At 69.2% G+C, this 21,352-nt stretch carries 18 protein-coding genes; 7 read left to right on the forward strand and 11 right to left on the reverse strand.

All coding sequences use genetic code 11. From position 1 onward, the window contains the following. The first annotated feature begins 110 nt into the window (after positions 1–110). Positions 111–1,421, forward strand: a complete 1,311-nt coding sequence (locus tag ACTWJ8_RS02040) for an MFS transporter (RefSeq protein ID WP_443262562.1) — start codon at positions 111–113, stop codon at positions 1,419–1,421. Between the two features lie 72 nt (positions 1,422–1,493). Here ACTWJ8_RS02040 and ACTWJ8_RS02045 read toward each other — a convergent pair whose 3' ends face one another. Together ACTWJ8_RS02045 and ACTWJ8_RS02050 are read right to left on the reverse strand one after the other, a co-directional pair. Further along, complete coding sequence (locus tag ACTWJ8_RS02045) at positions 1,494–2,990, reverse strand: UbiD family decarboxylase (protein ID WP_443262563.1); 1,497 nt, start codon at positions 2,988–2,990, stop codon at positions 1,494–1,496. A 129-nt stretch (positions 2,991–3,119) separates the two neighbouring features. Then, positions 3,120–3,758, reverse strand: coding sequence for a UbiX family flavin prenyltransferase (locus tag ACTWJ8_RS02050; RefSeq protein ID WP_443262564.1), 639 nt, complete (start codon positions 3,756–3,758; stop codon positions 3,120–3,122). Between the two features lie 294 nt (positions 3,759–4,052). On the opposite strand from ACTWJ8_RS02050, the gene ACTWJ8_RS02055 reads away from it, so the two are divergent. The 3 genes from ACTWJ8_RS02055 to ACTWJ8_RS02065 are packed head-to-tail and all read left to right on the forward strand — an operon-like array spanning position 4,053 to position 7,490. Beyond that, positions 4,053–5,411 carry an MFS transporter gene (locus tag ACTWJ8_RS02055; RefSeq protein WP_443262566.1) on the forward strand — a complete coding sequence of 453 codons (1,359 nt, stop codon included), beginning with the start codon at positions 4,053–4,055 and terminating at the stop codon, positions 5,409–5,411. Between the two features lie 10 nt (positions 5,412–5,421). Then, the gene (locus ACTWJ8_RS02060) at positions 5,422–6,093 is read left to right on the forward strand and encodes a response regulator transcription factor (protein ID WP_443262567.1); all 672 of its coding nucleotides are present in this window, start codon (positions 5,422–5,424) and stop codon (positions 6,091–6,093) included. Between the two features lie 17 nt (positions 6,094–6,110). Beyond that, positions 6,111–7,490 carry a sensor histidine kinase gene (locus ACTWJ8_RS02065; RefSeq protein ID WP_443262568.1) on the forward strand — a complete coding sequence of 460 codons (1,380 nt, stop codon included), beginning with the start codon at positions 6,111–6,113 and terminating at the stop codon, positions 7,488–7,490. Here ACTWJ8_RS02065 and ACTWJ8_RS02070 read toward each other — a convergent pair. From ACTWJ8_RS02070 to ACTWJ8_RS02085, 4 genes are all read right to left on the reverse strand, one after another. Beyond that, a complete protein-coding gene (locus tag ACTWJ8_RS02070) occupies positions 7,481–8,440 on the reverse strand; it encodes a TAXI family TRAP transporter solute-binding subunit (protein ID WP_443262569.1) in 960 nt (319 codons plus the stop codon). The genes ACTWJ8_RS02065 and ACTWJ8_RS02070 overlap by 10 nt on opposite strands. Positions 8,441–8,507: 67 nt before the next feature. Continuing rightward, positions 8,508–9,488: a TAXI family TRAP transporter solute-binding subunit gene (locus tag ACTWJ8_RS02075; protein ID WP_443262570.1), complete on the reverse strand. Its 981-nt coding sequence runs from the start codon at positions 9,486–9,488 to the stop codon at positions 8,508–8,510. Next, on the reverse strand, positions 9,485–10,897 hold the full coding sequence (locus tag ACTWJ8_RS02080; protein ID WP_443262571.1) for a sensor histidine kinase: 1,413 nt from the start codon (positions 10,895–10,897) through the stop codon (positions 9,485–9,487). The genes ACTWJ8_RS02075 and ACTWJ8_RS02080 overlap by 4 nt, the downstream gene beginning before the upstream one ends. An 11-nt stretch (positions 10,898–10,908) precedes the next feature. Then, on the reverse strand, positions 10,909–11,592 hold the full coding sequence (locus tag ACTWJ8_RS02085) for a response regulator transcription factor (protein WP_443262572.1): 684 nt from the start codon (positions 11,590–11,592) through the stop codon (positions 10,909–10,911). A 236-nt stretch (positions 11,593–11,828) separates the two neighbouring features. Here ACTWJ8_RS02085 and ACTWJ8_RS02090 point away from each other — a divergent pair, with 236 nt between their 5' ends. The 3 genes from ACTWJ8_RS02090 to ACTWJ8_RS02100 are packed head-to-tail and all read left to right on the forward strand — an operon-like array spanning position 11,829 to position 15,276. Further along, positions 11,829–12,854, forward strand: coding sequence for an amidohydrolase family protein (locus ACTWJ8_RS02090; protein WP_443262573.1), 1,026 nt, complete (start codon positions 11,829–11,831; stop codon positions 12,852–12,854). 47 nt (positions 12,855–12,901) lie between these two features. Further along, a complete protein-coding gene (locus tag ACTWJ8_RS02095; protein ID WP_443262574.1) occupies positions 12,902–13,822 on the forward strand; it encodes an amidohydrolase family protein in 921 nt (306 codons plus the stop codon). Between the two features lie 47 nt (positions 13,823–13,869). Beyond that, the gene (locus ACTWJ8_RS02100) at positions 13,870–15,276 is read left to right on the forward strand and encodes an MFS transporter (protein WP_443262575.1); all 1,407 of its coding nucleotides are present in this window, start codon (positions 13,870–13,872) and stop codon (positions 15,274–15,276) included. A gap of 138 nt (positions 15,277–15,414) precedes the next feature. Here ACTWJ8_RS02100 and ACTWJ8_RS02105 read toward each other — a convergent pair whose 3' ends face one another. The 5 genes from ACTWJ8_RS02105 to ACTWJ8_RS02125 all read right to left on the reverse strand — a co-directional run bounded on the left by ACTWJ8_RS02105 (position 15,415) and on the right by ACTWJ8_RS02125 (position 21,348). Further along, complete coding sequence (locus ACTWJ8_RS02105) at positions 15,415–16,284, reverse strand: sugar phosphate isomerase/epimerase family protein (protein ID WP_443262576.1); 870 nt, start codon at positions 16,282–16,284, stop codon at positions 15,415–15,417. Continuing rightward, complete coding sequence (locus ACTWJ8_RS02110) at positions 16,281–17,297, reverse strand: Gfo/Idh/MocA family protein (RefSeq protein ID WP_443262577.1); 1,017 nt, start codon at positions 17,295–17,297, stop codon at positions 16,281–16,283. The genes ACTWJ8_RS02105 and ACTWJ8_RS02110 overlap by 4 nt, the downstream gene beginning before the upstream one ends. A 109-nt stretch (positions 17,298–17,406) precedes the next feature. Continuing rightward, positions 17,407–18,834, reverse strand: a complete 1,428-nt coding sequence (locus tag ACTWJ8_RS02115) for a sugar porter family MFS transporter (RefSeq protein ID WP_443262578.1) — start codon at positions 18,832–18,834, stop codon at positions 17,407–17,409. A gap of 9 nt (positions 18,835–18,843) precedes the next feature. Then, the gene (locus ACTWJ8_RS02120; RefSeq protein ID WP_443262579.1) at positions 18,844–19,794 is read right to left on the reverse strand and encodes a TIM barrel protein; all 951 of its coding nucleotides are present in this window, start codon (positions 19,792–19,794) and stop codon (positions 18,844–18,846) included. Positions 19,795–19,854: 60 nt separating this feature from the next. Further along, complete coding sequence (locus ACTWJ8_RS02125) at positions 19,855–21,348, reverse strand: CoA-acylating methylmalonate-semialdehyde dehydrogenase (RefSeq protein WP_443262580.1); 1,494 nt, start codon at positions 21,346–21,348, stop codon at positions 19,855–19,857. Positions 21,349–21,352 lie beyond the last annotated feature (4 nt).

A 21,352-nucleotide genomic window follows, 5' to 3' on the forward strand; every position in this document is an offset into this window, starting at 1 on the left:
CGCTCCGGCCGTTTCACATCCGGCCTCGCGAACCGCACTCCACGCCCCCTCTGCCCTTGCAGCCCTGGGACCAGGCCTCGTCCTGGATTCCCGCACGAGAGGAAACAACGATGTCCTCCTCCGCCACCTCCCCGCTCGCCGACGCGAGCAGGCCAACGGCCCGCCGAAGCCGAAACGCCGTCGTCGCCCTGTGTTGGGCACTCGTCCTCCTGGACGGCATCGACACGTTCATCTACGGCTCCGTACTTCCCAAGATGCTCGGCAGCCACAGCCTCGGGCTCGCCCCCGACGTCGCAGGCACCATCGGCAGCTGGTCCAACTTCGGCATGCTGCTCGGCACGATCCTCTCGGGTATGGCGTCGAACTGGATCGGGCGCCGCGTCACCGTCTTCGCCAGCGTCGCAATCTTCACTCTTGCCACGCTCGGCACCGGCTGGTCACAGTCCACCGGCCAGTTCGGCTTCTTCCGCTTTGTGTGCGGCTTCGGCCTCGGCGCGCTACTGCCGATCGCCATCTCGTACGGCATGGAGTTCACCTCGCGCGGCCGCCGCGCCCTCGCCACCGGCATCATCATGACCGCACACCAGACCGGTGGAGCCCTGGCCCCGCTGATCGCACTGTGGCTGGTCGAAGACTTCGGCTGGCGCTCGGCCTTCATCGCCTCCGCGGTACCGGCCCTGATCCTGCTGCCGATCGCCTACAAGATGCTGCCCGAGTCGCCCACCAACCTGCTCACCCGCGGCCGTCACGCCGAAGCGGGGCAACTCGCCGCCGACTTCGGCACCGAGCTGCCCGAGCCGAAGGAGCGCAGCACCGACAAGCTCGACGCCCTGAAGAATCTCTTCCGCGGCGGCCAGTGGACTATCACGCTCTGTTTCTGGCTGACGTCCTTCGCGGGGCTGCTCCTGGTCTACGGCGTCGGCCAGTGGCTGCCGAAGATCATGGTCGATCTCGGCTACGACACCGGTGACTCGCTCCTCTTCTCCACGTTCCTGAACGTCGGCGGCATCTGCGGCATGCTCATCGCGGGCCGCACGGCCGACAAGATCGGCCCGCGCAAGGTCGTCATCGCCTGGTTCATCCTGACCGCGGTCTTCGTCTACCTCATGGGCGTCAAGATGTCGATCGGCCTCCTGTACACGGTCGTCTTCTTCGCCGGACTGCTGCTGTTCTCCGGTCAGACCATGGTCTATGCGACGGTCGGCACCCACCACAACGACGAGGACCGTCCCACCGCCCTCGGCTGGGTCTCCGGAATGGGGCGCTTCGGCGCCATCTTCGGCCCGTGGATCGGCGGTGCGCTGATCGCTGCGGGCAATGCCGACATCGGCTTCACGATGTACGCCTGCGCCGCGCTCATCGGCGCGGTGATGATGGCGCTGGCCGCCCTCATGATCAGGACGCGCTCGGCAAAGCGCTGACGCCGCAGGGCGGCCCGCCCTCAACGAGACCCGGGCCGCCACCATTTGCCCGTCGGGTCATTCCTCCATGCCTCAGGCCGTGTCGGTCCAGTCCGGGAGGAAACGGGAGACGTCGACGTCCATGAACGGGGCGCGGATGAACTTGTCGCGCAACTCCCACGGCACGGTGCAGTCAAAGATGACCTTGGTGGAAATCCCGTGATCAAAATTGGTCCAGAGGAACTGCGGGTCGGCGGAGGGATCGAGAGGATGGCACCGCACCCCTGGGATGGGGATGACGGACCGTTCTGCCTGGAACCGCGTGGTCATCGCCCAGAGCACATCATCAGTGTCGAAGATGTCGACGTCGTCGTCGACCAAGATGATGTGCTTCATCTCCGGGAAGGCACCGAACGCCACGATGGCGGCCTGGCGTTCGCGTCCCTGGTCGTTGTGGTCTCTCTTGTGGACCTGCAAGATCCCCACGTACTTGCCCCCGCCGGCCGGGTGCGCATAGACGTTCTTGACCAGCCCGGGCAAGGCGTCGTCGAGTGCCTGAGTGAGGGATCCCTCGGTCGGGATGCCCGCCAGGCTCACATGCTCCTCCCCTGGCCCGACCAGCGTCTGCAGGATCGGGTCGGTACGGGTGGTCACTGCCTTCACCTTGACCACTGGCAGGGCAGGGTTGGCCACACCGTCATAGCCGGGGAACTCCGGCATGGCGAAGCCCGTGCCCGAGTGCTGATCCTCCGCCACCCGACGCTTCGGAAGGATCTCGCCCTCGATCACGATCTCGGCTGACGCCAACGCGTATTCCTCGACCGTCTTGGCTTTGACCAACTCCACGGGTGCGCCCTTGAGGCCGCCGGCGAACTCGAGCTCGTCAAAGCCGTACGGTGTCGACGGTGGTTCGAACGAGATCGCCATGTACTCGACTGGCGAGATCCCCATTGAGATGGTGATCGGCATCGGCTTGTCCATCGCTTCGTACTTCTCGTACATGAAGCCGATGTGCCGACCGGTCTGCATGAAGACCGACAGCTCGTCCTTGTCCTGCACGCACAGCCGGTGGATGGTCACGTCGTGCTTGCCGGTCTCGGGGTCGGTGCCGCGCAGCACGGCCATACAGAAGTAGGGGCCGGAGTCTTCAGGCGTGTTGGTCGGAGCCGGGAGCAGTGTGCGGATGTCGAAGCCGGGATCGGAGGCCAGATGGATTTGTTCCTGGCATGGCGCTTCATCAACAATCAGGGGGGCTTTCGCATGCTTCATGGCGCGCAGCATGTGTCGGCCCAACTGCTTCTCGTCCGCTCCGAGGAATGTCGCGATCCGTCGGCGTGAGGCCAGTACGCCGACGATCACCGGGATGTCGTACCCCTTGACGTTCTCGAACAGCATGGCCGGGCCGACCCTGGTGGGTCGCGTCACGGTGCCACCAGCGCCCACCTTCTTGTAGACCCCGGCAAGTTCGGCGGTGGGGTCGACCTCGACGGCGCTGGAGACGAACTGACCCGGTTCCTGCTTGAGCAGCTCGATGCCCTCACGCAGATCCCTGATGGAGGCTCGCGGTACGTCCGCGGTTGGATCATTCATGCTTGCAGCCTCCGTGTCAGGTCGACGAGTCGATCGAAGAGCACGTCCAGTTCTGTGTTCCGGCGTTCCAGCGGATGACGTCGCGGCCCCGCGCCAGCAGCGGAGCGCCGGAACACAGAACTAGAATTGTCACTCGCTGCCCCCGAGGGCGCCGGTGTGCGGGTTGGACTTGCGGGCGCTTTCACGCAGGTCCTGATCCCAGCGCGGAAAGATGTCGGTCCGAATGCCGAATTGGTCCAGCGCTCGTCCAACCGTGTGATCGACGATGTCCTCGATCGTCGACGGACGGGAGTAGAAGGCAGGAACCGGCGGGAAGACGGTCGCCCCAGCCTCGGTCACGGTCGCCATATTGCGCAGGTGGATCAGATTGAGCGGCGACTCACGCACCAGCAGCACCAGCGGTCGGCGTTCCTTCAGAGTCACGTCGGCGGCACGCGAGATCAGCGAGGCAGTCACACCGGAGGCGACCTCTCCCAGCGTACGCATCGATGTCGGGGCGATCAGCATCCCCATGGTCCTGAAGGAACCGGACGAGAGTGGTGCTCCGATGTCGGTGTGCTGGTGGACGACGTCGGCACGGCCTTCCAAGTCGTCCTTACTCAAGTCCGTTTCGTAGGCCCGGGTCAGTGAAGCCGACTTCGAGACGATCAGGTGGGACTCGATACCGAGTGCACGCAGGACGTCCAGGGCGCGCACGGCATACACGACACCGGTCGCACCGGTGACACCCACCACCAGGCGACTTCGGTCATCGGTCCGATTGACCATAAAGGGCTCCGATCCCAATAGGCAGCTCACATCACCGGTATCCGGGGACGGCCAGCAACGCCTTCCAAGCAATCACCGGCGATATTGCTTCGCAACCCGGACATTCCAGGCGGCCTTCGGGGGGCTTGCGCGAGGAGCAGGAAACTCCCCAGACGTTCGGGCAACAAACGAGCGAAGTCTTAAGCACGCGTTAGATGTGGGCGATACCTCTTGGTTGCCCCTCCTGCGACCGGTCAAGCTGCCTGCGACCTGCGGTGATGCGGAACGAGTCCCGCAGTGTCACTTCAACGATGGATGCCGGACAGACAGGAGACCACTGTGTCCACGACGGACGCCCGGGCCGCTGCACGCGGCCCGTGGAAAGCAATCATCGGCGGTTCGGTCGGCAACATGATCGAGTGGTACGACTGGTTCGTCTACTCGACCTTCTCCGTCTACTTCGCCTCGGCCTTCTTCCCCGACGGTGACACCACTTCCCAACTCCTGCACACGGCGGGCATCTTCGCGGTCGGCTTCTTCATGCGGCCGGTCGGCGGCTGGGTACTCGGGCGCCTCGGTGACCGCAAGGGACGCAAGGCCGCGCTGAACGTCACCGTCATGCTGATGTCGCTCAGTGCCCTTCTCATCGCCGTCGCTCCCACCCATGCCCAGGTCGGCTCCTGGGGCGCGGTGGTGCTGCTGCTGGCGAGGATGCTGCAGGGCATGTCGGTGGGCGGCGAGTACGCGGCCAGCGCGACATATCTGACCGAAGCGGCCCCCGCCGGGCGGCGCGGGTTCTTCTGCAGTTTCCAGATGGTGTCGATGAAGGTCGGCCAGCTGATCGGGCTCAGCCTGCAGATCCTCCTCCAGCGGACCATGTCCGACGGGACGCTCACCTCCTGGGGCTGGCGCATCCCGTTCATCGTCGGCGCCCTGGGCGCCGCGGCCGTCTTCTACCTGCGTCGCAGCCTGGTCGAGACCGAGGCCTTCGAGGACGCGGTCGAAGAGGTGGGTCAGGAGAACAAGCGCGGCACACTGCGCGGTCTGTGGGAATACCGGCGTACCGTGGCCCTCGTCATCGCGTTCAGCATGGGCGGCACGCTGGCCGACTACACGTACTCGACGTACATGACCAAGTACCTCTCCAATAGTGCCGGGTTGAGCAAGACCGACGCCTCTCTCGTCAGCTTCGTCGCAATTCTGGTCTTCATCTGTGTCCAGCCCCTGGCCGGCGCGTTGTCGGACCGGGTCGGCCGCCGCCCTCTGCTGATCACCTTCGGTCTCGGCGCGATGCTGTTCACCGTGCCGCTGATGACGGCACTGGGACATGTCTCGACGTTCGGCGGCGCACTGCTGCTGATGATCGCCGGACTGTTGATCATCACCGGGTACACCTCGACGAGCGCACTGGTGAAGGCGGAGATGTTCCCCGCCCGCATCCGTTCGCTGGGCGTCGCGCTGCCCTACGCCCTGGCGAACGCCCTGTTCGGCGGGAGCGCGGAGTACGTGGCGCTGTGGTTCAAGGACGCCGGCATGGAGTCCGGCTTCTTCTGGTACGTGACCGCGTGCGCGGCCGTCTCACTGGTCGTGTACCTCACCATGCGCGAGACGAAGGATGTCTCCCTCTCCCCTGCCGCGGCTCCCCGGACTCGTGCCGCCGACCTCACGGTCTAGCCTGGGCATCATGCGCGTGCTGCTGATCGAGGACGACGAGCGGCTCGCCGATGCCCTCACCCTGGCCCTCTACGAGCGCGGCCACCTGGTCGAACGGGTGGCCCGCGCCGACGAGGGACTGCGCCGCAAGGACCATGCCGACTTCGTGCTCCTGGATCTCGGGCTGCCCGACATGCACGGCCTGGAGATGCTCAGGAGGCTGCGCCGTGTCTCGTCGGTTCCGGTGATCGTGCTCACCGCGCGCGGTGACGAACGGACCGTGCTGCAGGGTCTGACTTCCGGGGCCGACGACTACCTCACCAAGCCGTTCCGTATGAAGGAACTGCTCGCCCGCATGGAGGCCGTCCGCCGGCGCACCCAGCAGCAGTCGTCGACCGTGCAGGAGCCGGAGCAGCAGACACTGGAGATCGGCGACGTCCTGATCGATCTGGCCACCCGCAGCGTGACGGTTGCCGGTCGGAGCGTCACGCTGACGGCCCGTGAGTTCGACGTCCTCGCTCTGCTGGCCGGCACTCCCGGGGTGGTCAGGAGCCGCGAGGAGATCATGGACGCGGTGTGGGGCGACGCGTTCCTCGCCGCCTCGCGTTCCCTCGACGTCCATGTGTGGGGCATCCGCACCAAGACGGGCCGGCGCGATCTGATCCGGACGCTGCGCGGCGTCGGTTACCGGCTGGGCGACTGATGCGGCGCCGTCTCCTGGTGACCTACCTTGCGCTGATCGGCGGGGTCCTGCTCGCCCTCGCTCTGCCGCTCGGCCTGGCCTACGCCCAGGAACGCACCGCCGAACTCCTGCTCGCCCGGCGCGCGGACGCCACGCGCCTCGCCGATCTCGCCGAACAGGCCATCCAGGAGAGCGACTTGACGGTTCTGCGGGCCGAAGCCTCCCGCTATACATCGCTCTACGGGACTCCCGTCGAGATTCGCCGGGGCACCGGCGCCCTGTTGATCAGAACAGGCGGGGGTGTCGCCGGCAGTGCGGGGCCGCTGCGGCGGGCACTCGCCGGCAGGACCACCGAACATCTCCGGCTCATCACTGTGTTCGGCCCGGGCCGGGAGGTGATCGCCGAACCGGTGGGCAGTGACGCGAAGGTGACCGGCGTGCTGCTGCTCGCCGCCCCCACGTCCGAGGCCCGCCGCGATGTCGCCCTGATCTGGCTGGCACTGGCCGGCGGCATGGCGGTGGTCTTCACGGTGGCCGTCGAGGCCGCGCGACGGCTCGCACGCTGGACCTTGCGCCCGGTGGCCGAACTCGACGCGGCCACCGAGGCGATCGCCCAGGGGCGGATGACCGCGCGCATCACAGCCACCGGGGGCGGGCCGTCCGAACTACGCCGCCTGGAGGACCGGTTCAACGCGATGGCGGATGCCGTGGCGACCGCTCTGGAGAAGCAGCGCGCCTTCATCTCGGACGCGTCCCACGAGCTGCGAACCCCGCTCGCCGTGCTCTCGCTCCGGCTGGAGAATCTGGGCGCTCACCTCGCTGACTCCGGCACCGAGCGGTACGAGGAAGCGATGCAGGAGATGGACCGGCTCGGTGTCCTCCTGGAGGACCTCCTCGCCCTCGGGCGCATCGAGTTCAAGGGCCCGGTGCACGACGGCCAGGCCGACCTCGTGGCCGAACTCGACCGTCGGCTGAGGGTGTGGGGCGAGGTGGCCGAGTCCTCGGGCCTGACGCTGCGGACCGAGCTGCCCGGCGCCCCAGGGATCCTGGGGCCTGCCGACACGGTGGGGCGTATCACCGACATCGCCGTCGACAACGCCATCAAATTCGTTCCCCGGGGCGGACACATCACCGTCACCCTGCAGGAACGCACCACTGCCCGCGAGGACCTGCTGTTGACGGTCGCCGACGACGGGCCGGGACTGGACGCCGAGGAACTCACCGCCGCCCGTGGCCGCTTCTGGCGCTCCGCACGGCACGGCGGCATCGACGGCAGCGGGCTCGGCCTCGCGATCGCCGACGAACTGGCCCGCGCGGCAGGGGGCACGCTGGAACTGCACGCGGGACGCCCCCACGGGCTTGTGGTCCTGTTCAGGCTGCCCGGCAGCACGCCGGGATCGGCACGAAGTCAGCCGTAGACACTGCGGAAGTAGCGTGCGGCCCCCGGGTGCAGCGGCACCGGATCCGTGCCGATGGCGTACCGCTCATCCAGGTACGCACCGGGTACTTCAGGGCCGGGCAGTGTCAGCCGGGCCCCGAACATGGCCCTGGTGACCCGGTATGCCGCCTCGGCCGGAAGATCGTCGCGAGCCATCAAGAAGGTGGCCACCCCGACCGTCGGCACCTCCCCCGCATTCCCGTACGTTCCCGCGGGGACCGACACATCCACGTAGGCCGACCCATGTTCTTCGCGCAGCTTCCTGGCCAGCCCGGCCATCGGCACCAGCGCCACGCGCCGGTCGTCGGCCAGCTCGCGAACCGCGCGTGCCGGAACCCCGCTGGACGCGAAGAACGCGTCGATCTCACCGCGCCGCAGGGCCCGGGCCGAATCGTCGAGCCCCAAGTAGTGACTCCGCACCCTTGGTTCGACGCCGGCGGCCGACAGGATCCGCCGCGCGACGGTGACCGTCCCCGATCCGGTCGCCCCCAGCGACACCCGCAGCCCGGCGAGATCGGTGACAGTGGCCACCGCGGCCTGCGTGTCCGCCACCAGGTGGGTGTAATTGAGGTAGATCCGAGCCAGCGCCGACACCCGCTCCGAGGTGTCGAACGTGCCGTGGCCCTCGAAAGCGTCCGCGGCGCTGTCCCCGAGTGCCAGGGCCAGATCGGCGTCGCCGGATCCGAGCAGCTGAAGATTGCGGATGCTCGCCTCCGTGTGGCGCACGCGCAGGTCCAGGGACGGGTCGCGCAGGTTGATTTCGTGAGCCAGGCGCCGCCCGAAGATGCCGTACGGCGCCCCCGTCAGGCCTGTGGCCAGGATGAGCGGCCGCTTCATGTGCCCCGTCGGCCGAACTGCCGGGACGGCGGCCGTGCCCACCGCCGCCAAGGCAAGCAGCGAGCGGCGGGCTATCGGGGGACGGGCGATCACCCGACGATCCTAGCCCCGCGCCGCGGGCCACAGCCCGGGACGGGACCGCCCGCGTCGGCGTCCACGATCAGCCGTGCAGCGACCGGTACGCCGCGAGCGCCCCGGGGTGCAGGGAGACGCCTCCGGTGCCGATCAGGCTGCGGACGTCGAGGAACTGGGTGCCCACGGCGTTGTCCGGGACGAGGGATGTGGCGCGCCGGACCAGCAGGCGAGTGAGCGCGCCGGCCACGTCCCGGTCGAGGTCGGGGCGGCACACCAAGAGGTTCGACACACCGATGGTGGCGACCCCGCCTGCCGCCCGGTACGCATCCTGTGGCAGGGCCACCTGTTCAAGCCCTGAAGCTGCCCGTGCGTCCCGGCCGCCGAGCCGGGGCAGCAGCTCGGCCAGCGGCAGGAAGCGCAGGCCCGGCCGCTCGTCGAGGTCCTTGAGCGCGGGCAGGGGCACACCGCCCGCCACGAGCAGCCCGTCCACGGACCCGGCCGCCATGGCGTGCGCCGCGTCGTTCAACGGCAGATGGCGTACGTGCACGTCGGTTCGGGCCGACAGGCCCGCGGCGCGCAGCAGTCGTTCTCCGAACACGGCCGCCCCCGAGCCCGGGGCGCCCAGCGAGACGACGTGTCCGCGCAGGTCTGCCACGGTCCGCACACCCGTGTCGGCGCGCACGGCGAACTGGAGATAGGTCTCGTAGACCCGGCCGATCGCGCGCAGCGGCACGGGCCGCGGGAACACGTCGGTGCCGGAGGCGTCCTGTGCGGTGGCGGTGAGGACGAGGGCGAGATCGGCGCGGCCGTCGCGCAGCCGCTCGATGTTGTCGACGCTGCCCGAAGTGGTGCGGACGCGGCATTGCAGGCCGGGGTGCGCCGCCGTGAGTTCGTCGGCCAAGAGGTGCCCGAAGGCCTCATAGAAGGCGGTCGGTTCCCCGGTCGCCAGGTGCAGCACTCCGCTGGGCCCGCGGCCGATTCCGGAGACGTCGCCGGTGAGCGCGCCGCCGAGGGCGACGGCGCCCGCGGTGCCGAGCGCGGTGCGCAGGACCGTACGGCGGTTCATCGGGAAACCCCTTCGCCGGCCTCTTGGGCAGCGCGTGGCACGACCGCTCGCGCGCACAGCCCGCGGGGCCGCGCCGGGCCGAGCTCCAGGCGTCCACCGCGCCCCGCGAGGAGCTGTTCCGCGATGGCGAGGCCGAGGCCCGTGCCCGTGGTGCCGGCCTGCTTGCCCGAACGCCAGAACCGTTCCGTGGCGCGGGTGAGCTCCTCGACGTCCAGGCCGGGGCCGTCGTCCGTCACCGTGAGCACCACGTGCGGCCCCTCGACGGTGCAGCGCAGCGTGATCTCCGCGTCCTCGCCCGCGTACTTGATGGCGTTGTCGAGGAGGATGTCGGTGATCTGGGCGAGCTCGTGTTCCGTGCAGGCGACGAGGACGGGGGCCGCGGGATGCGTGGTGAGGTGTGTTCCGCGGCGGCGGGCAACCGGTTCCCACAGCCGGTGCTGCTCGGCCGCGACGGCCGCCGCGTCGCATGGTGCGTACGGCCCTTCACTCACGGTCATCTCGCCGGCCCGGTGTTCCGCCGTGGCGAGCGCCAGCATGTCGTCGAGCAGCGTTTCCAGGCGGTCGAGTTCGGTGGTGACTCCGGTGTACGTGCGTCCCGCCGCGGCGGGCAGGTGGGTGTGCAGCGCGTCCACGCGGAGCCTGAGCGCGGCCATGGGGTTGCGCATCTGGTGGGAGGTGTCCGCGACGAGCCGGCGCTGTTGTTCCAAGGCGGAGGTGACGGTGCTCGCCATCCGGTTGAATCCGGTGGCCAATTGACGCAATTCGGGTGGCCCGGAGGCGTGGGTGTGTTCCGGGGGCAGTCCCGCGGCGAGCTGGCCGACGGCGCGGTCGAGGCGGCGCAGCGGTCTGACCACCCAGCGGGTGACCGCGCGAGCGAGGGCCGTGCAGGCGAGCGCGACCGCGGCCGCCGCGGCGAGGACAGCTGCCCAGCGCCAGGCGATGTCACCGGCCGCGGCCCGAACGGAGGCCCGCAGGACGATGGCCCCGGACACCTGGGTGCCGGTGCCCGCGGGCTCGGCGAACATCCGCTGGCCTGCCGACCAGGGCGTGAGCGAGCCCGTGGGATGTGCGGTCTGATTGCGCAGGGCCGCGTCGATGAGGCGTGACACGGCCGGGTCGGCGGCCCGCATCCCGCCGGTCTCCACCACGGGCTTGTGGCGCGCGTCGGTGACCACGAGCGCCTCCCCGTACAGCCGGGTATAACGCCGCGCCTCGGAGACCACCGCGGCGGTGTCCCCCGTGGTCGCCGCCTGGTCCATCAGCGAGGCGAATCGGTCGAGGTCCGAACTGCGGGCGAGCACCAGCTGCTGTGTGCGGTCGGATGCGGTGGACACCAGCAGCGGCACGGCGAACGCGGCCACGGCGAGCACCACGAACGCGAGGAGTGCCGCCTGGACCCGGTTGCGCACGTGCCCGCTCCTCAGTCCGTGGGGCCGGACGCGGCGTCGTCACCGAAGCGGTAGCCGAAGCCGCGGATCGTCGTGAGCAGCTCGGGGCGGGACAGCTTGGCCCGCAGCTGGGTGAGGTGCACGTCGAGGGAGCGGGACACACCGTGGTGGGCGTCGCCCCACACCTCGTCCAGGACCTGCTCGCGGCTCACGGCCGTTCCGGCACGCGCGGCGAGTACGGCGAGGATGTCGAACTCCTTGGTGGTCAGCTCGACGTCCGCCCCGCCTGCCTGGACCCGCCGTGCGTCGAGGTCGACCTCGACGTCACCGGCCAGGACTCTGCCCGCCGCCGGGGCGCTCTTCGCGGCACTACGCCGGGTGACGGCGTCGATCCGGGCGAGCAGTTCCGCGAGCCGCACCGGCTTCACCAGGTAGTCGTCGGCGCCGAGCCGCAGCCCGCGCACCACCGAACGCTCGTCGCCGCGCGCGGTCAGCACCACCACCGGCAGGTCACTCACCGAGCGCAGGGAACGCAGTACGTCGAGGCCGTCCATGTCGGGCAGGCCCAGGTCGAGGAGCAGCAGCTCGGAACTGCGGTGGTAGGTCAGGACGTCCCTGCCGTGCTTGACCCGCCGAGTGACATGACCGTGGTCGTACAGGACCTCGAGAAGGGCCGCGGCCACGCCGTCGTCGTCCTCCGCAAGCAGTATCTGCACTGTCTCCCGCCTCCCATCAGCGGTGTCTACGCGGAAACCGCCCAGGTCCGAATGTAGACCACGTCCCTGAGCACACTCCGTGACCGGTGGGCGGGAACCGGTCGACGGGCTCCTCGGAGGGCCCGGAATGTTAAGGGACAGTTAGGTCCGTGTGCGGCACCGTCGCGGGGCCGCACGGTCCGGGGTCAGGCTGCTGCCGTCGAAGACGACAGAGTCGGCCCCTAAGGACACAGCACATGATCATCGACTGCCACGGCCACTACACGACCGCACCGTCGGCGCTCGAATCCTGGCGCAAGCGGCAGATCGCCTCGCTGACCGGCGACACGCCCTCCCCGGCGCGAAGCGAACTGCAGATCAGCGACGACGAGCTGCGCGAGAGCATCGAATCGAACCAGCTGCGTCTGATGGACGAACGTGGCATCGACCTGACCATCTTCTCGCCGCGCGCCTCTTTCATGGCACACCACATCGGTGACTTCGCCACCTCGGCGGCCTGGGCGTCGATCTGCAACGATCTCTGCCACCGTGTCAGCCGGTTGTACCCCGAGCGTTTCGCCCCCGCAGCCATGCTCCCGCAGTCCCCCGGCGTCGACCCGGCCACCTGCATCCCCGAACTCACGCGCTGCGTCGAGGAGTTGGGGGCAGTCGCGCTCAACCTCAATCCCGACCCCTCGGGCGGGCACTGGACCGCACCGCCGCTCACCGACCGCTCCTGGTACCCCGTCTACGAGAAGATGGTGGAGTACGACATCCCGGCGATGGTCCACGTCAGTACGAGCGTCAACCCGGCCTTCCACACCACCGGCGCGCACTACCTCAACGCCGACACAACGGCGTTCATGCAGCTCGTGCAGGGTGACCTGTTCGCCGACTTCCCGACGCTGCGGCTGGTCATCCCGCACGGCGGCGGCGCGGTGCCGTACCACTGGGGCCGGTTCCGCGGACTGGCCATGGCCCTGGGCAAGCCGCCGCTGGAGGAGCACGTCCTCGGCAACGTCTTCTTCGACACCTGCGTCTACCACCAGCCTGGATCCGACCTCCTGTACGACGTCATTCCGTCGCGGAACATCCTCTTCGCCTCCGAGATGATCGGCGCCGTGCGCGACATCGACCCGTGCACCGGCCACCACTTCGACGACACACGCCGGTACACCGAGGCGGCCGGGCTGCCCACGGACGACCTCGCGGCGATCCAGGAGCACAACGCCCGTGCCGTGTACCCCCGCCTCGACGCGCTGCTGAAGCGCCAGGGCCGCTGAGCCGCACACACCACGGCACCCGACACCCCCGTACGGAGAGCAGAGCAGTGCACACCCTTGCCCCCAAGACCCCCGGATGGCTCGACTGGTACGAAGGACCGTCCGAGCCGACATTGCGGCTGCCGGCCGGAGCCGTCGACACCCACTGTCATGTCTTCGGCCCGCAGGCCGAGTTCCCCTTCGCGCCTGAGCGCAAGTACACACCGTGCGACGGCGGCAAGGACCAGCTGTTCGCGCTCCGCGACCACTTGGGCCTCGCCCGCAATGTGATCGTGCAGGCCACCTGCCACGGCGCGGACAACTCCGCCATGGTCGACGCCGTCCGTTCCGCGGGCGACAGGGCGCGGGGCATCGCCACCGTCCGCCCGGACATCAGCGACGCCGAACTGCACGAGCTCGACGCGGCAGGGGTGCGCGGCGTGCGCTTCAACTTCGTACGGCGCCTGGTGGACACCTCCCCCACGGACGCGCTCCGCACGATCGCACGGAAGATCGCCCCGCTCGGCTGGCACATCGTCCTGTACTTCGAGAGCGCCGACCTGCCCGAACTGGAGGCATTTTTCGCCTCGTTGCCCGCTCCGCTGGTCATCGACCACATGGGGCGACCGGACGTGAGCAAGCCCGTGGACGGACCCGAGTTCACCCGTTTCCTGCGCTTCGTGGAGCACAACGACGTCTGGGTGAAGGTGACCTGCCCCGAGCGCCTCAGCGTGACCGGGCCTGCCGCCCTCGACGGCGAACAGCACGCCTACACCGACGTCGTCCCCTTCGGCCGCCGCGTCGTCGAGGAGTTCTCCGACCGCGTGCTGTGGGGCACCGACTGGCCTCACCCCAACCTCACCGACCACATGCCCGACGACGGCCTCCTGGTCGACCACGTACGGCACATCGCCGTCACCGAAGAGCAGCGGCACAAGCTCCTCGTCGCCAACCCGATGCGCTTGTACTGGCCCGGCGAGGACGCCTGACCCCGCAGCCACCCCCCTCCCCCCGGCCCACCTGACAAAGGCGTCACATGTCCCCATCCAACAATGCCCACCCGCCCATCCACTCCAACGCGCTGAACAGAATCAACCGGCTTCCGATATCCCGTTTCCACAAGCTCACCCTGCTCGCCGTCGCCTTCGCGTACTTCTTCGAATTCGCGGACATCAACAGCTTCGCCACCACGGCACCGAAGCTCGTCGATCTGTGGGGCATCACAGTGGACCAGGTCGCGTACGTGACCTCGCTGTCCTTCGTCGGCATGTTCATCGGCTCGGTCGTCGGCGGGGCCATCGCCGACCGGTGGGGACGCAAGCGGGCGCTGTTGCAGACGACGTTCTTCTTCGCCCTCTTCTCGTTCGCCTCGGTCTTCGCCTGGGACCTCGTGTCCCTCGGTGTCTTCCGCGTGCTGACCTCGGCCGGCCTGTCCGCGATGACCGTCGTGGCCGTCGTCTACGTCAGCGAGATGTATCCGGCCGCGGTCCGCGGGAAGTACCAGGCGTACGCCATCGTCATCGGCATCTGCGGCACCCCGGTCACCAACCTCATCGCCAGCCTCGTCGTCCCGCTCAGCGACTGGTCGTGGCGCCTGGTCTACCTGTGGGGCTCCCTGGGCATCCTGCTCGTCCTGTTCACCCGGCACCTCAAGGAATCGCCCCGCTGGCTCGAGAGCCGGGGCGACCATGCCGCGGCCGACGGGGTGCTGCGCGACATCGAGGCGCACGTCACCGCGGAGAAGGGTCCGCTCCCCGAGCCCGCGCCGCCGGTCGACGAAGTTCCGGCCCAGAAGGCCCCGTTGAAGCTGCTGCTGCAAAAGAAGTACCTGCTTCCGACGCTCCTCCTCACCGTGCTCTGGGTGACCCAGACCATCGGATTCTTCGGCTACTCGAGCTGGGCCCCGACCCTGCTGGCCAAGGAGGGCCTCAGCGTCGAGAAGTCCGTCTTCTACGTGGCACTCACCACGGTTGGCGCACCGCTCGGCTCCTATCTGGCGTCCCTCGTCACGGACCGCTTCGAGCGCAAGTGGTCGCTGACGGTGTTCGGCACGGTCATCGCGGTGTGCGGCCTGCTGTACGGGCTCACGTTCAGCCCGGTCTTCATCATCGTGTTCGGCTTCCTGGTGAACTTCTTCGAGCGCGGCTACACGGCGCTTGCGTACGCCTACTCCCCCGAACTCTTCGACACCCGCGGCCGCTCGCTGGGCACGAGCGTCTCCTACGGCCTCGGCCGCCTGTCCAATGCCGCGGGCCCGCTGATCGTGGCGGCGCTGTACACCACCCATGGCTACCGCACGGTCTTCTATTTCATCGCCGGCACCTGGATGGTCGGCGCCGTCGTTCTGGCGCTCTTCGGCCCCCGCACACGCCGGGCCCGCCTCGCCGCGACCGAGGCACCCGCGGAGGTTGTCGACGTGGAGGCGGCAGGCCGCGCCGGCTGATTCGGGAAGTGCGCGGCCACGGTGGTCAAGGCCTCCAGGGCGGCATCATCGCCACCCGGCCCCGCAGGCCCAGGGACGCCATGGTCTCCGGGGCCGCGCGCAGGAGCCGGCGTGCGGGACCACGGGCAGCACCGAGCCTCAGCCGACGAGTTCCTTGCGGATGCGGTCGAGCATGAATGCCGAGGACTCGCGGGCCCGTTCCTCCCAGGCGAAGACGCAGGCCGTGGCGACGCCGTCGAAGTTCAGCTCGCGCAGGGTGCCGAAGAAGGCGTCCCAGTCCACCTCGCCCTGGCCGATGTCGAGGTGCTGGTGGATGCGGGCGGGTGTGCCGGGCGGGTTCATGATGTAGCGCAGCCCGGACGAGCCCTTGTGGTTGAAGGAGTCCGCGATGTGCACGTGCTGGAGCTTGTCGCCCGCGTGGCGCATCATCGCCGCGACGTCCGCCTTCGGGTCCGAGGCACCGGACAGGTGGAAGGTGTGCGGGGCGCAGTACAGGTAGTTCACCCACGGCTTGTTCACTGCGCGGACCAGCTCGACGGCCGGGGCGTTCTCCTCGCAGAAGTCGTCGGGGTGCGCCTCCAGGTTGAGGGCGATGCCCTCGCGCTCGAACACCGGGAGGAGTTCCTCCATCGAGCGCCAGAAGGCGGCCTCGCTCTCGGCGGCGCGCTCGGGGCGGCCGTTGAACTCCGAGTTCATCAGCGGGCATTCGAGCTCGGCGGTGATCTCGATCATGCGCTTCCAGTAGCGCACGGCGGTCTGCCGCTCGGTCTCGTCCGGGGACGACCACTTGTAGAGCGGGAGCACGGAGGAGAGCTGCACGCCGTGGGTGCGCAGGGCCGTCTTGAGTTCGGCGACGCGCGCGTCGTCGGCGCGGGGGTGGAGGAAGAAGGGCATGAAGTCGTCGCGTGGCGACAACTCGATGTACTGGTAGCCGAGTTCGGCGACGGTGCGCACCATCTCGTCGATGGGCAGCGCGCGGAACATGTACGGGTCGATGGCGATCTTCACGCGGTGCCTCCGTAGAAGACGGGTCGGGGCTTCATGTCGGTGCTGATGACGTCGCCGGAGGTCAGGGCCTCGGCGGTGGCGCTGGTGATGACGGTGGCGGCGTAGCCGTCCCAGGCGGAGGGTCCGGTGGGCTCGGCGCCCGCCGCGACGCCGGCGATCCACTCGCGGAATTCGGTGTCGAAGGCGGCCTCGAAGCGCCCCACCCAGTCGGTGAGGACCTCGGTGCTGTGCTGTCCGGCCGTGCGCACACCGACGGCGGCCGGGTCGGGCAGTCGGACGAGGCCGTCCTCGGCGACGACCTCGCACTGGATGTCGTAGCCGTACTGGCAGTTGACGAAGACCTCGAGGTCGATGCGGGTGCCCTTCGCGGTCTCGAAGAGCATGAGCTGCGGGTCCTTGAGGTGTGCGAACCGCTTGCTCGTCGAGCGTGGTGTCACGACCTGGGTGGAGACGATCTCGTCGTCCAGGAGCCAGCGCAGTACGTCGATCTCGTGCACGGCGGTGTCGAGCGCCGCCATGTCGGAGGTGTAGGACTCGGGGACGGTCGGGTTGCGGTGGGCGCAGTGCACCACCAGCGGCTCCCCTACGCGGCCGGATTCGATGACGTCCTTCAGCTGGCGGTAGCCGTGGTCGAAGCGGCGCATGAAGCCGACCTGGACGAGGCGCCGCCCGTGGGCCATCTCGGCCTCGGTGATCCGCAGGCAGTCCTCGGCCGTGGTCGCGAGGGGCTTCTCGCAGAAGACGGGCTTGCCCGCGGCGATCGCGTTCAGGACGTGCTCGGCGTGCGTAGGCCCCCAGGAGGTGACCAGCACGGCGTCGACGTCGTCGGCCGCGACGAGCGCGGCCCCGTCGGCGTACACCCGGGCACCAGGCCCTGCGGCGGCCCGTGCGGCCCGCTCGGCGTCGATGTCGGTGACGGCGGTGACACGGGCTCCGGTGACGACGTCGGTGAGCCGTCGGATGTGTTCCTGACCGATCCAGCCGGCGCCGATGACCCCTACGCGCACTGTCATGGGGTGTCCTGCCTTTCTACGCGCCCCGGGTCCGGACCGGCCCGGGGCATGGGTGGGTAAGGAGATGTCTGTTCGAGGTCTGTTCAAGAAGGAGGGGGTTGCGGGGTGTTCAGGAGAAGCGGGCCTTGAGGTCAGCTTCGAGGGTTTCGAGACTGCGGCCCCTGGTCTCGGGCATGTACCTCTTCACAAAGGCGAGGGCGACCAGACCGAGGGCCACGAAGAGGAAGAACGTGGCGGAGATGCCCATGCCGGAGACCAGCGAGGGGAAGACCAGGCCGATCGTGAAGTTCGTCAGCCACAGGACCACCGCGGCGACGCCCATTCCGAAGGCCCGCATCCGCATGGGGAAGATCTCGGACAGCGTCAGCCAGGTCACCGGCGAGATCGCGCCCTGCTGGAAGGCGAGGAACGTGACCGTCATGGCGAGCACGGCGTATGCGCGCCCCTCGCCCGCAGGCAGGACCAGCGAGAACACTCCGATCAGCAACAGAGCTGTAATCGTGCCGAGTTGACCGATCATCAGCATCGGACGGCGGTTGACCCGACCGAGCAGCCAGATGCCGACGAAGGTGGCGGTGACCGAGATGACGCCGTTGGCGATGTTGGCGGTCAGGGCGCTGTCGGAGGCGAATCCGGCGTCGGTGAGGATCTCCGTGCCGTAGTACATGATCGTGTTCACGCCCGTGACCTGCTGCACGATGGCGATGCCGAAGCCCACGAGCATCAGCTTGCGGATCCAGGGCGTGGCCCTGAGGTCCCGCCAGCCGCCGAGCCCCTGCTCGTCGTCCTTGACGGACAGCGCCGTGACCTCGGCCAGTTCGGCCTCCGCGCGCTGCTGCGAGCGGACCTGCCTGAGCACCTTCAGAGCGTCCCCGAAGCGGCCCTGCGAAGCCAGCCAGCGCGGGCTCTCGGGCATCACCAGCATGCCGAACCAGAGGACGACGGCGGGCAGCGTCGAGATGACCAGCATCCAGCGCCACACGCCGCCGGACTCGCCGCCCACCCGGGCGATGATCGCGTTGAAGGTGAAGGCCAGCAGCTGGCCGGTCACGATCATGAGTTCATTGCGGGTGACGAGCGCGCCACGGCGTTCCGCGGGTGACACCTCGGCGAGGTAGACGGGGACCGTCACGGAAGCGCCGCCGACGGCGAGGCCGAGCACGAAGCGGGCCACCACCATGAACGCGGTGGTCGGGGCGAGGGTGCAGGCCAGCGCGCCGGCGAAGAACAGAACGGCGAGCAGCAGGATGTTGCGGCGACGCCCGCGGGCGTCGGAGAGCCGCCCGCCGACGACCGAGCCGAGCGCGGCCCCGAGCAGCAGCGAACTGGTCACCATGCCCTCGGTGAGCGGGCTGAGCCCGAGGTCGTCGCTCATGTACGGCAGCGCGCCGTTGATGACACCGGTGTCGTAGCCGAACAGCAGGCCGCCGAAGGTGGCGATGACGGTGATGACCCGCAGGCGGCGGCTCGCCGCGCGGTCCGCCGTGGTGTCGGCCCCGGCGGGCGGGACCGTGGGCGTGTCGTCCTTCACGTCCATGGCGGCCTCCTACCGGGTGAGGGTGGGGCGTCGGGTTCCGGTCAGTCCGCAGCCTGCCAGGTGCTCGCGGGTGCGTACGGCGATGGGCAGCGGCGTGTCGGGCGCGCACGGGTACAGGTCCTGCTCGACCACGACGAACAGCTCGGCGTCCAGCTTGGCGAGTTCGTCGACGACGGAGGCCGGGTCGGGCACGCCCGCGGGCGGTGTCACGCACACCCCGCGCTTGACGGCCTCGCCGAACGACAGGTTCTCGGCGGCGACCTGCGCGAGGACGGCCGGGTCCATCTGCTTGATGTGGACGTAGCCGACGCGCTCGCCGAAGCGACGGATCAGGTCGAGGTTGTCACCGCCGCCGTAGGCGACGTGCCCGGTGTCCAGGCACAGGTTCGTGTAGCGGGCGTCCGACTCGTTGAGCAGGCGCTCGATCTCGGGCTGGGTCTGGATGTGGCTGTCGGCGTGCGGGTGCAGGACAAGGCGTACGTCGTACTCGTCGAGCAGCAGCTTGCCGAGCCGGTCGGCCGCCTTGCCGAACCCTGCCCACTGCGCGGCGGTCAGCTCCGGGGACTCCGTGAAGGCGCCGGTCTTCTCGTCGCGGTACATGGGCGGGATGAGGACGAGGTGGTGGGCGCCGGCCGCGGCGGTCAGCGTCGCGACCTGGCGGACGTGGGCGAGCATGTCGTCCCACGCCTCGGGGCGGTGCAGCGCGCCGAAGGCGGTGCCGCCGGAGACCTTGAGGCCCCGCTCGGCCAGCTCGCCGGCCAGCGCGGCCGGCTCGGTGGGCAGGTAGCCGTACGGACCCAGCTCCAGCCACTCGTACCCGGCCTGGGCGAGTTCGTCGAGGAAGCGGGTGTACGGGACCTGGTGCTCGTCCTCGGGGAACCAGATGCCCCAGGAGTCCGGGGCCGAGCCGAGACAGAGGTTGCCGACGGTGGTGCGCAGCGGGGTTGGCGCCGTTGCCATGGTGTGCCCTTCGGTCGTGTCGTTGGAACAGGTGGATGGGTGACTGGGTGACGCAGAGTCTCAGTGCGACGTGGGGAAGCTGAACCCGGCGGCCGTCTGCTGGCGCGGCTGCGGCCAGCGCGTGGTGACGACCTTGGGTCGGGTGTAGAAGCGGACGCCTTCCTCGCCGTGGACGGGCGAGTCGCCGATGAGGGAGTCGTTCCAGCCGCCGAACGAGTAGTACGACATCGGGACGGGCACCGGCACGTTGACGCCGATCATGCCGACCTTGACACCGCGCTGGAAGCGTCGCGCGGCCTCGCCGGAGTCGGTGAACAGGGCGGTGCCGTTGCCGTACGGGTTGGCGTTGATCAGGGCGATGGCCTCGTCGAGGGTGTCGACACGGACCACGGCGAGGACGGGGCCGAACAGCTCGTCCTTGTAGGCGTCCATCTCGGCCGAGACATGGTCCAGGAGGGACGGTCCGGTGAAGAAGCCGTTCTCGTGGTTGTCGACCTTGAGGCCGCGGCCGTCGACGAGGACGGTGGCGCCCTGGGCGGCGGCGGTCGCGACACCGTTCTCGACACGCTCGACGGCGGACTCGGTGATCAGCGGTCCCATCTCCGTGCCTTCCGCGTCGCCGGGGCCGACCCGCACCTCGCGCGCCTTGCGCTCCAGGATCTCGACGAGGGAGTCGGCGGCCTCACCGACGGCGACCGCGACGGAGACGGCCATGCACCGCTCCCCCGCCGATCCGTAGGCGCCCGCGGTGATGTGGTTGGCGGCGAACTCCAGGTCGGCGTCGGGCAGGACGACGGCGTGGTTCTTGGCCCCGCCGAGCGCCTGGACCCGCTTGCCGGCCTTCGTGGCCTGCTCGTGCACGTACCGGGCGATCGGCGTGGAGCCGACGAACGAGACGGCCTCGATGCCGGAGTGGCCGAGGATCGCGTCGACCGCGTCCTTGCCGCCGTGCACGACGTTGAAGACACCGTCCGGCAGACCGGCCTTCTTGTAGAGCTCGGCGACGAACTGGGCGGCGGACGGGTCGCGCTCGCTCGGCTTGAGGACGAAGGTGTTGCCGGTCGCGATGGCGATGGGGTGCATCCACAGCGGCACCATCGCCGGGAAGTTGAACGGGGTGATACCCGCGACCACCCCGAGCGGCTGACGGAAGTTGTGCACGTCGACGCCGCGGGAGACCTGGTCGGAGAACGAGCCCTTGAGGACGTCGCCGAGTCCGCAGGCGTACTCGACGACCTCCCGGCCGCGCACGATCTCGCCGCGCGCGTCGTCGACGGTCTTGCCGTGCTCGGCGGAGATGATCCGGCCCAGCTCCTCCTCGTGCTCGACGAGCAGCTGCCGGAAGGCAAACATCACCTGCGTGCGCTGACTGACCGAGGACTCGGACCAGGTCTCGAAGGCGCGGGCCGCGGCCTGAACGGCGGCGTCGACCTCCGCGCCGCCGCCGAGGGCGACGCGGGCCTGCTCGGCGCCGGTGGCCGGGTTGAAGACGGGTGCGGTGTCACCCTGTACCGGTGCGGCCGCGCCGTCGATCCAGTGCTGAATGGTCTTCACGTTG

The organism is Streptomyces sp. SDT5-1, from assembly GCF_052245995.1.
Lineage (GTDB): Bacteria > Actinomycetota > Actinomycetes > Streptomycetales > Streptomycetaceae > Streptomyces.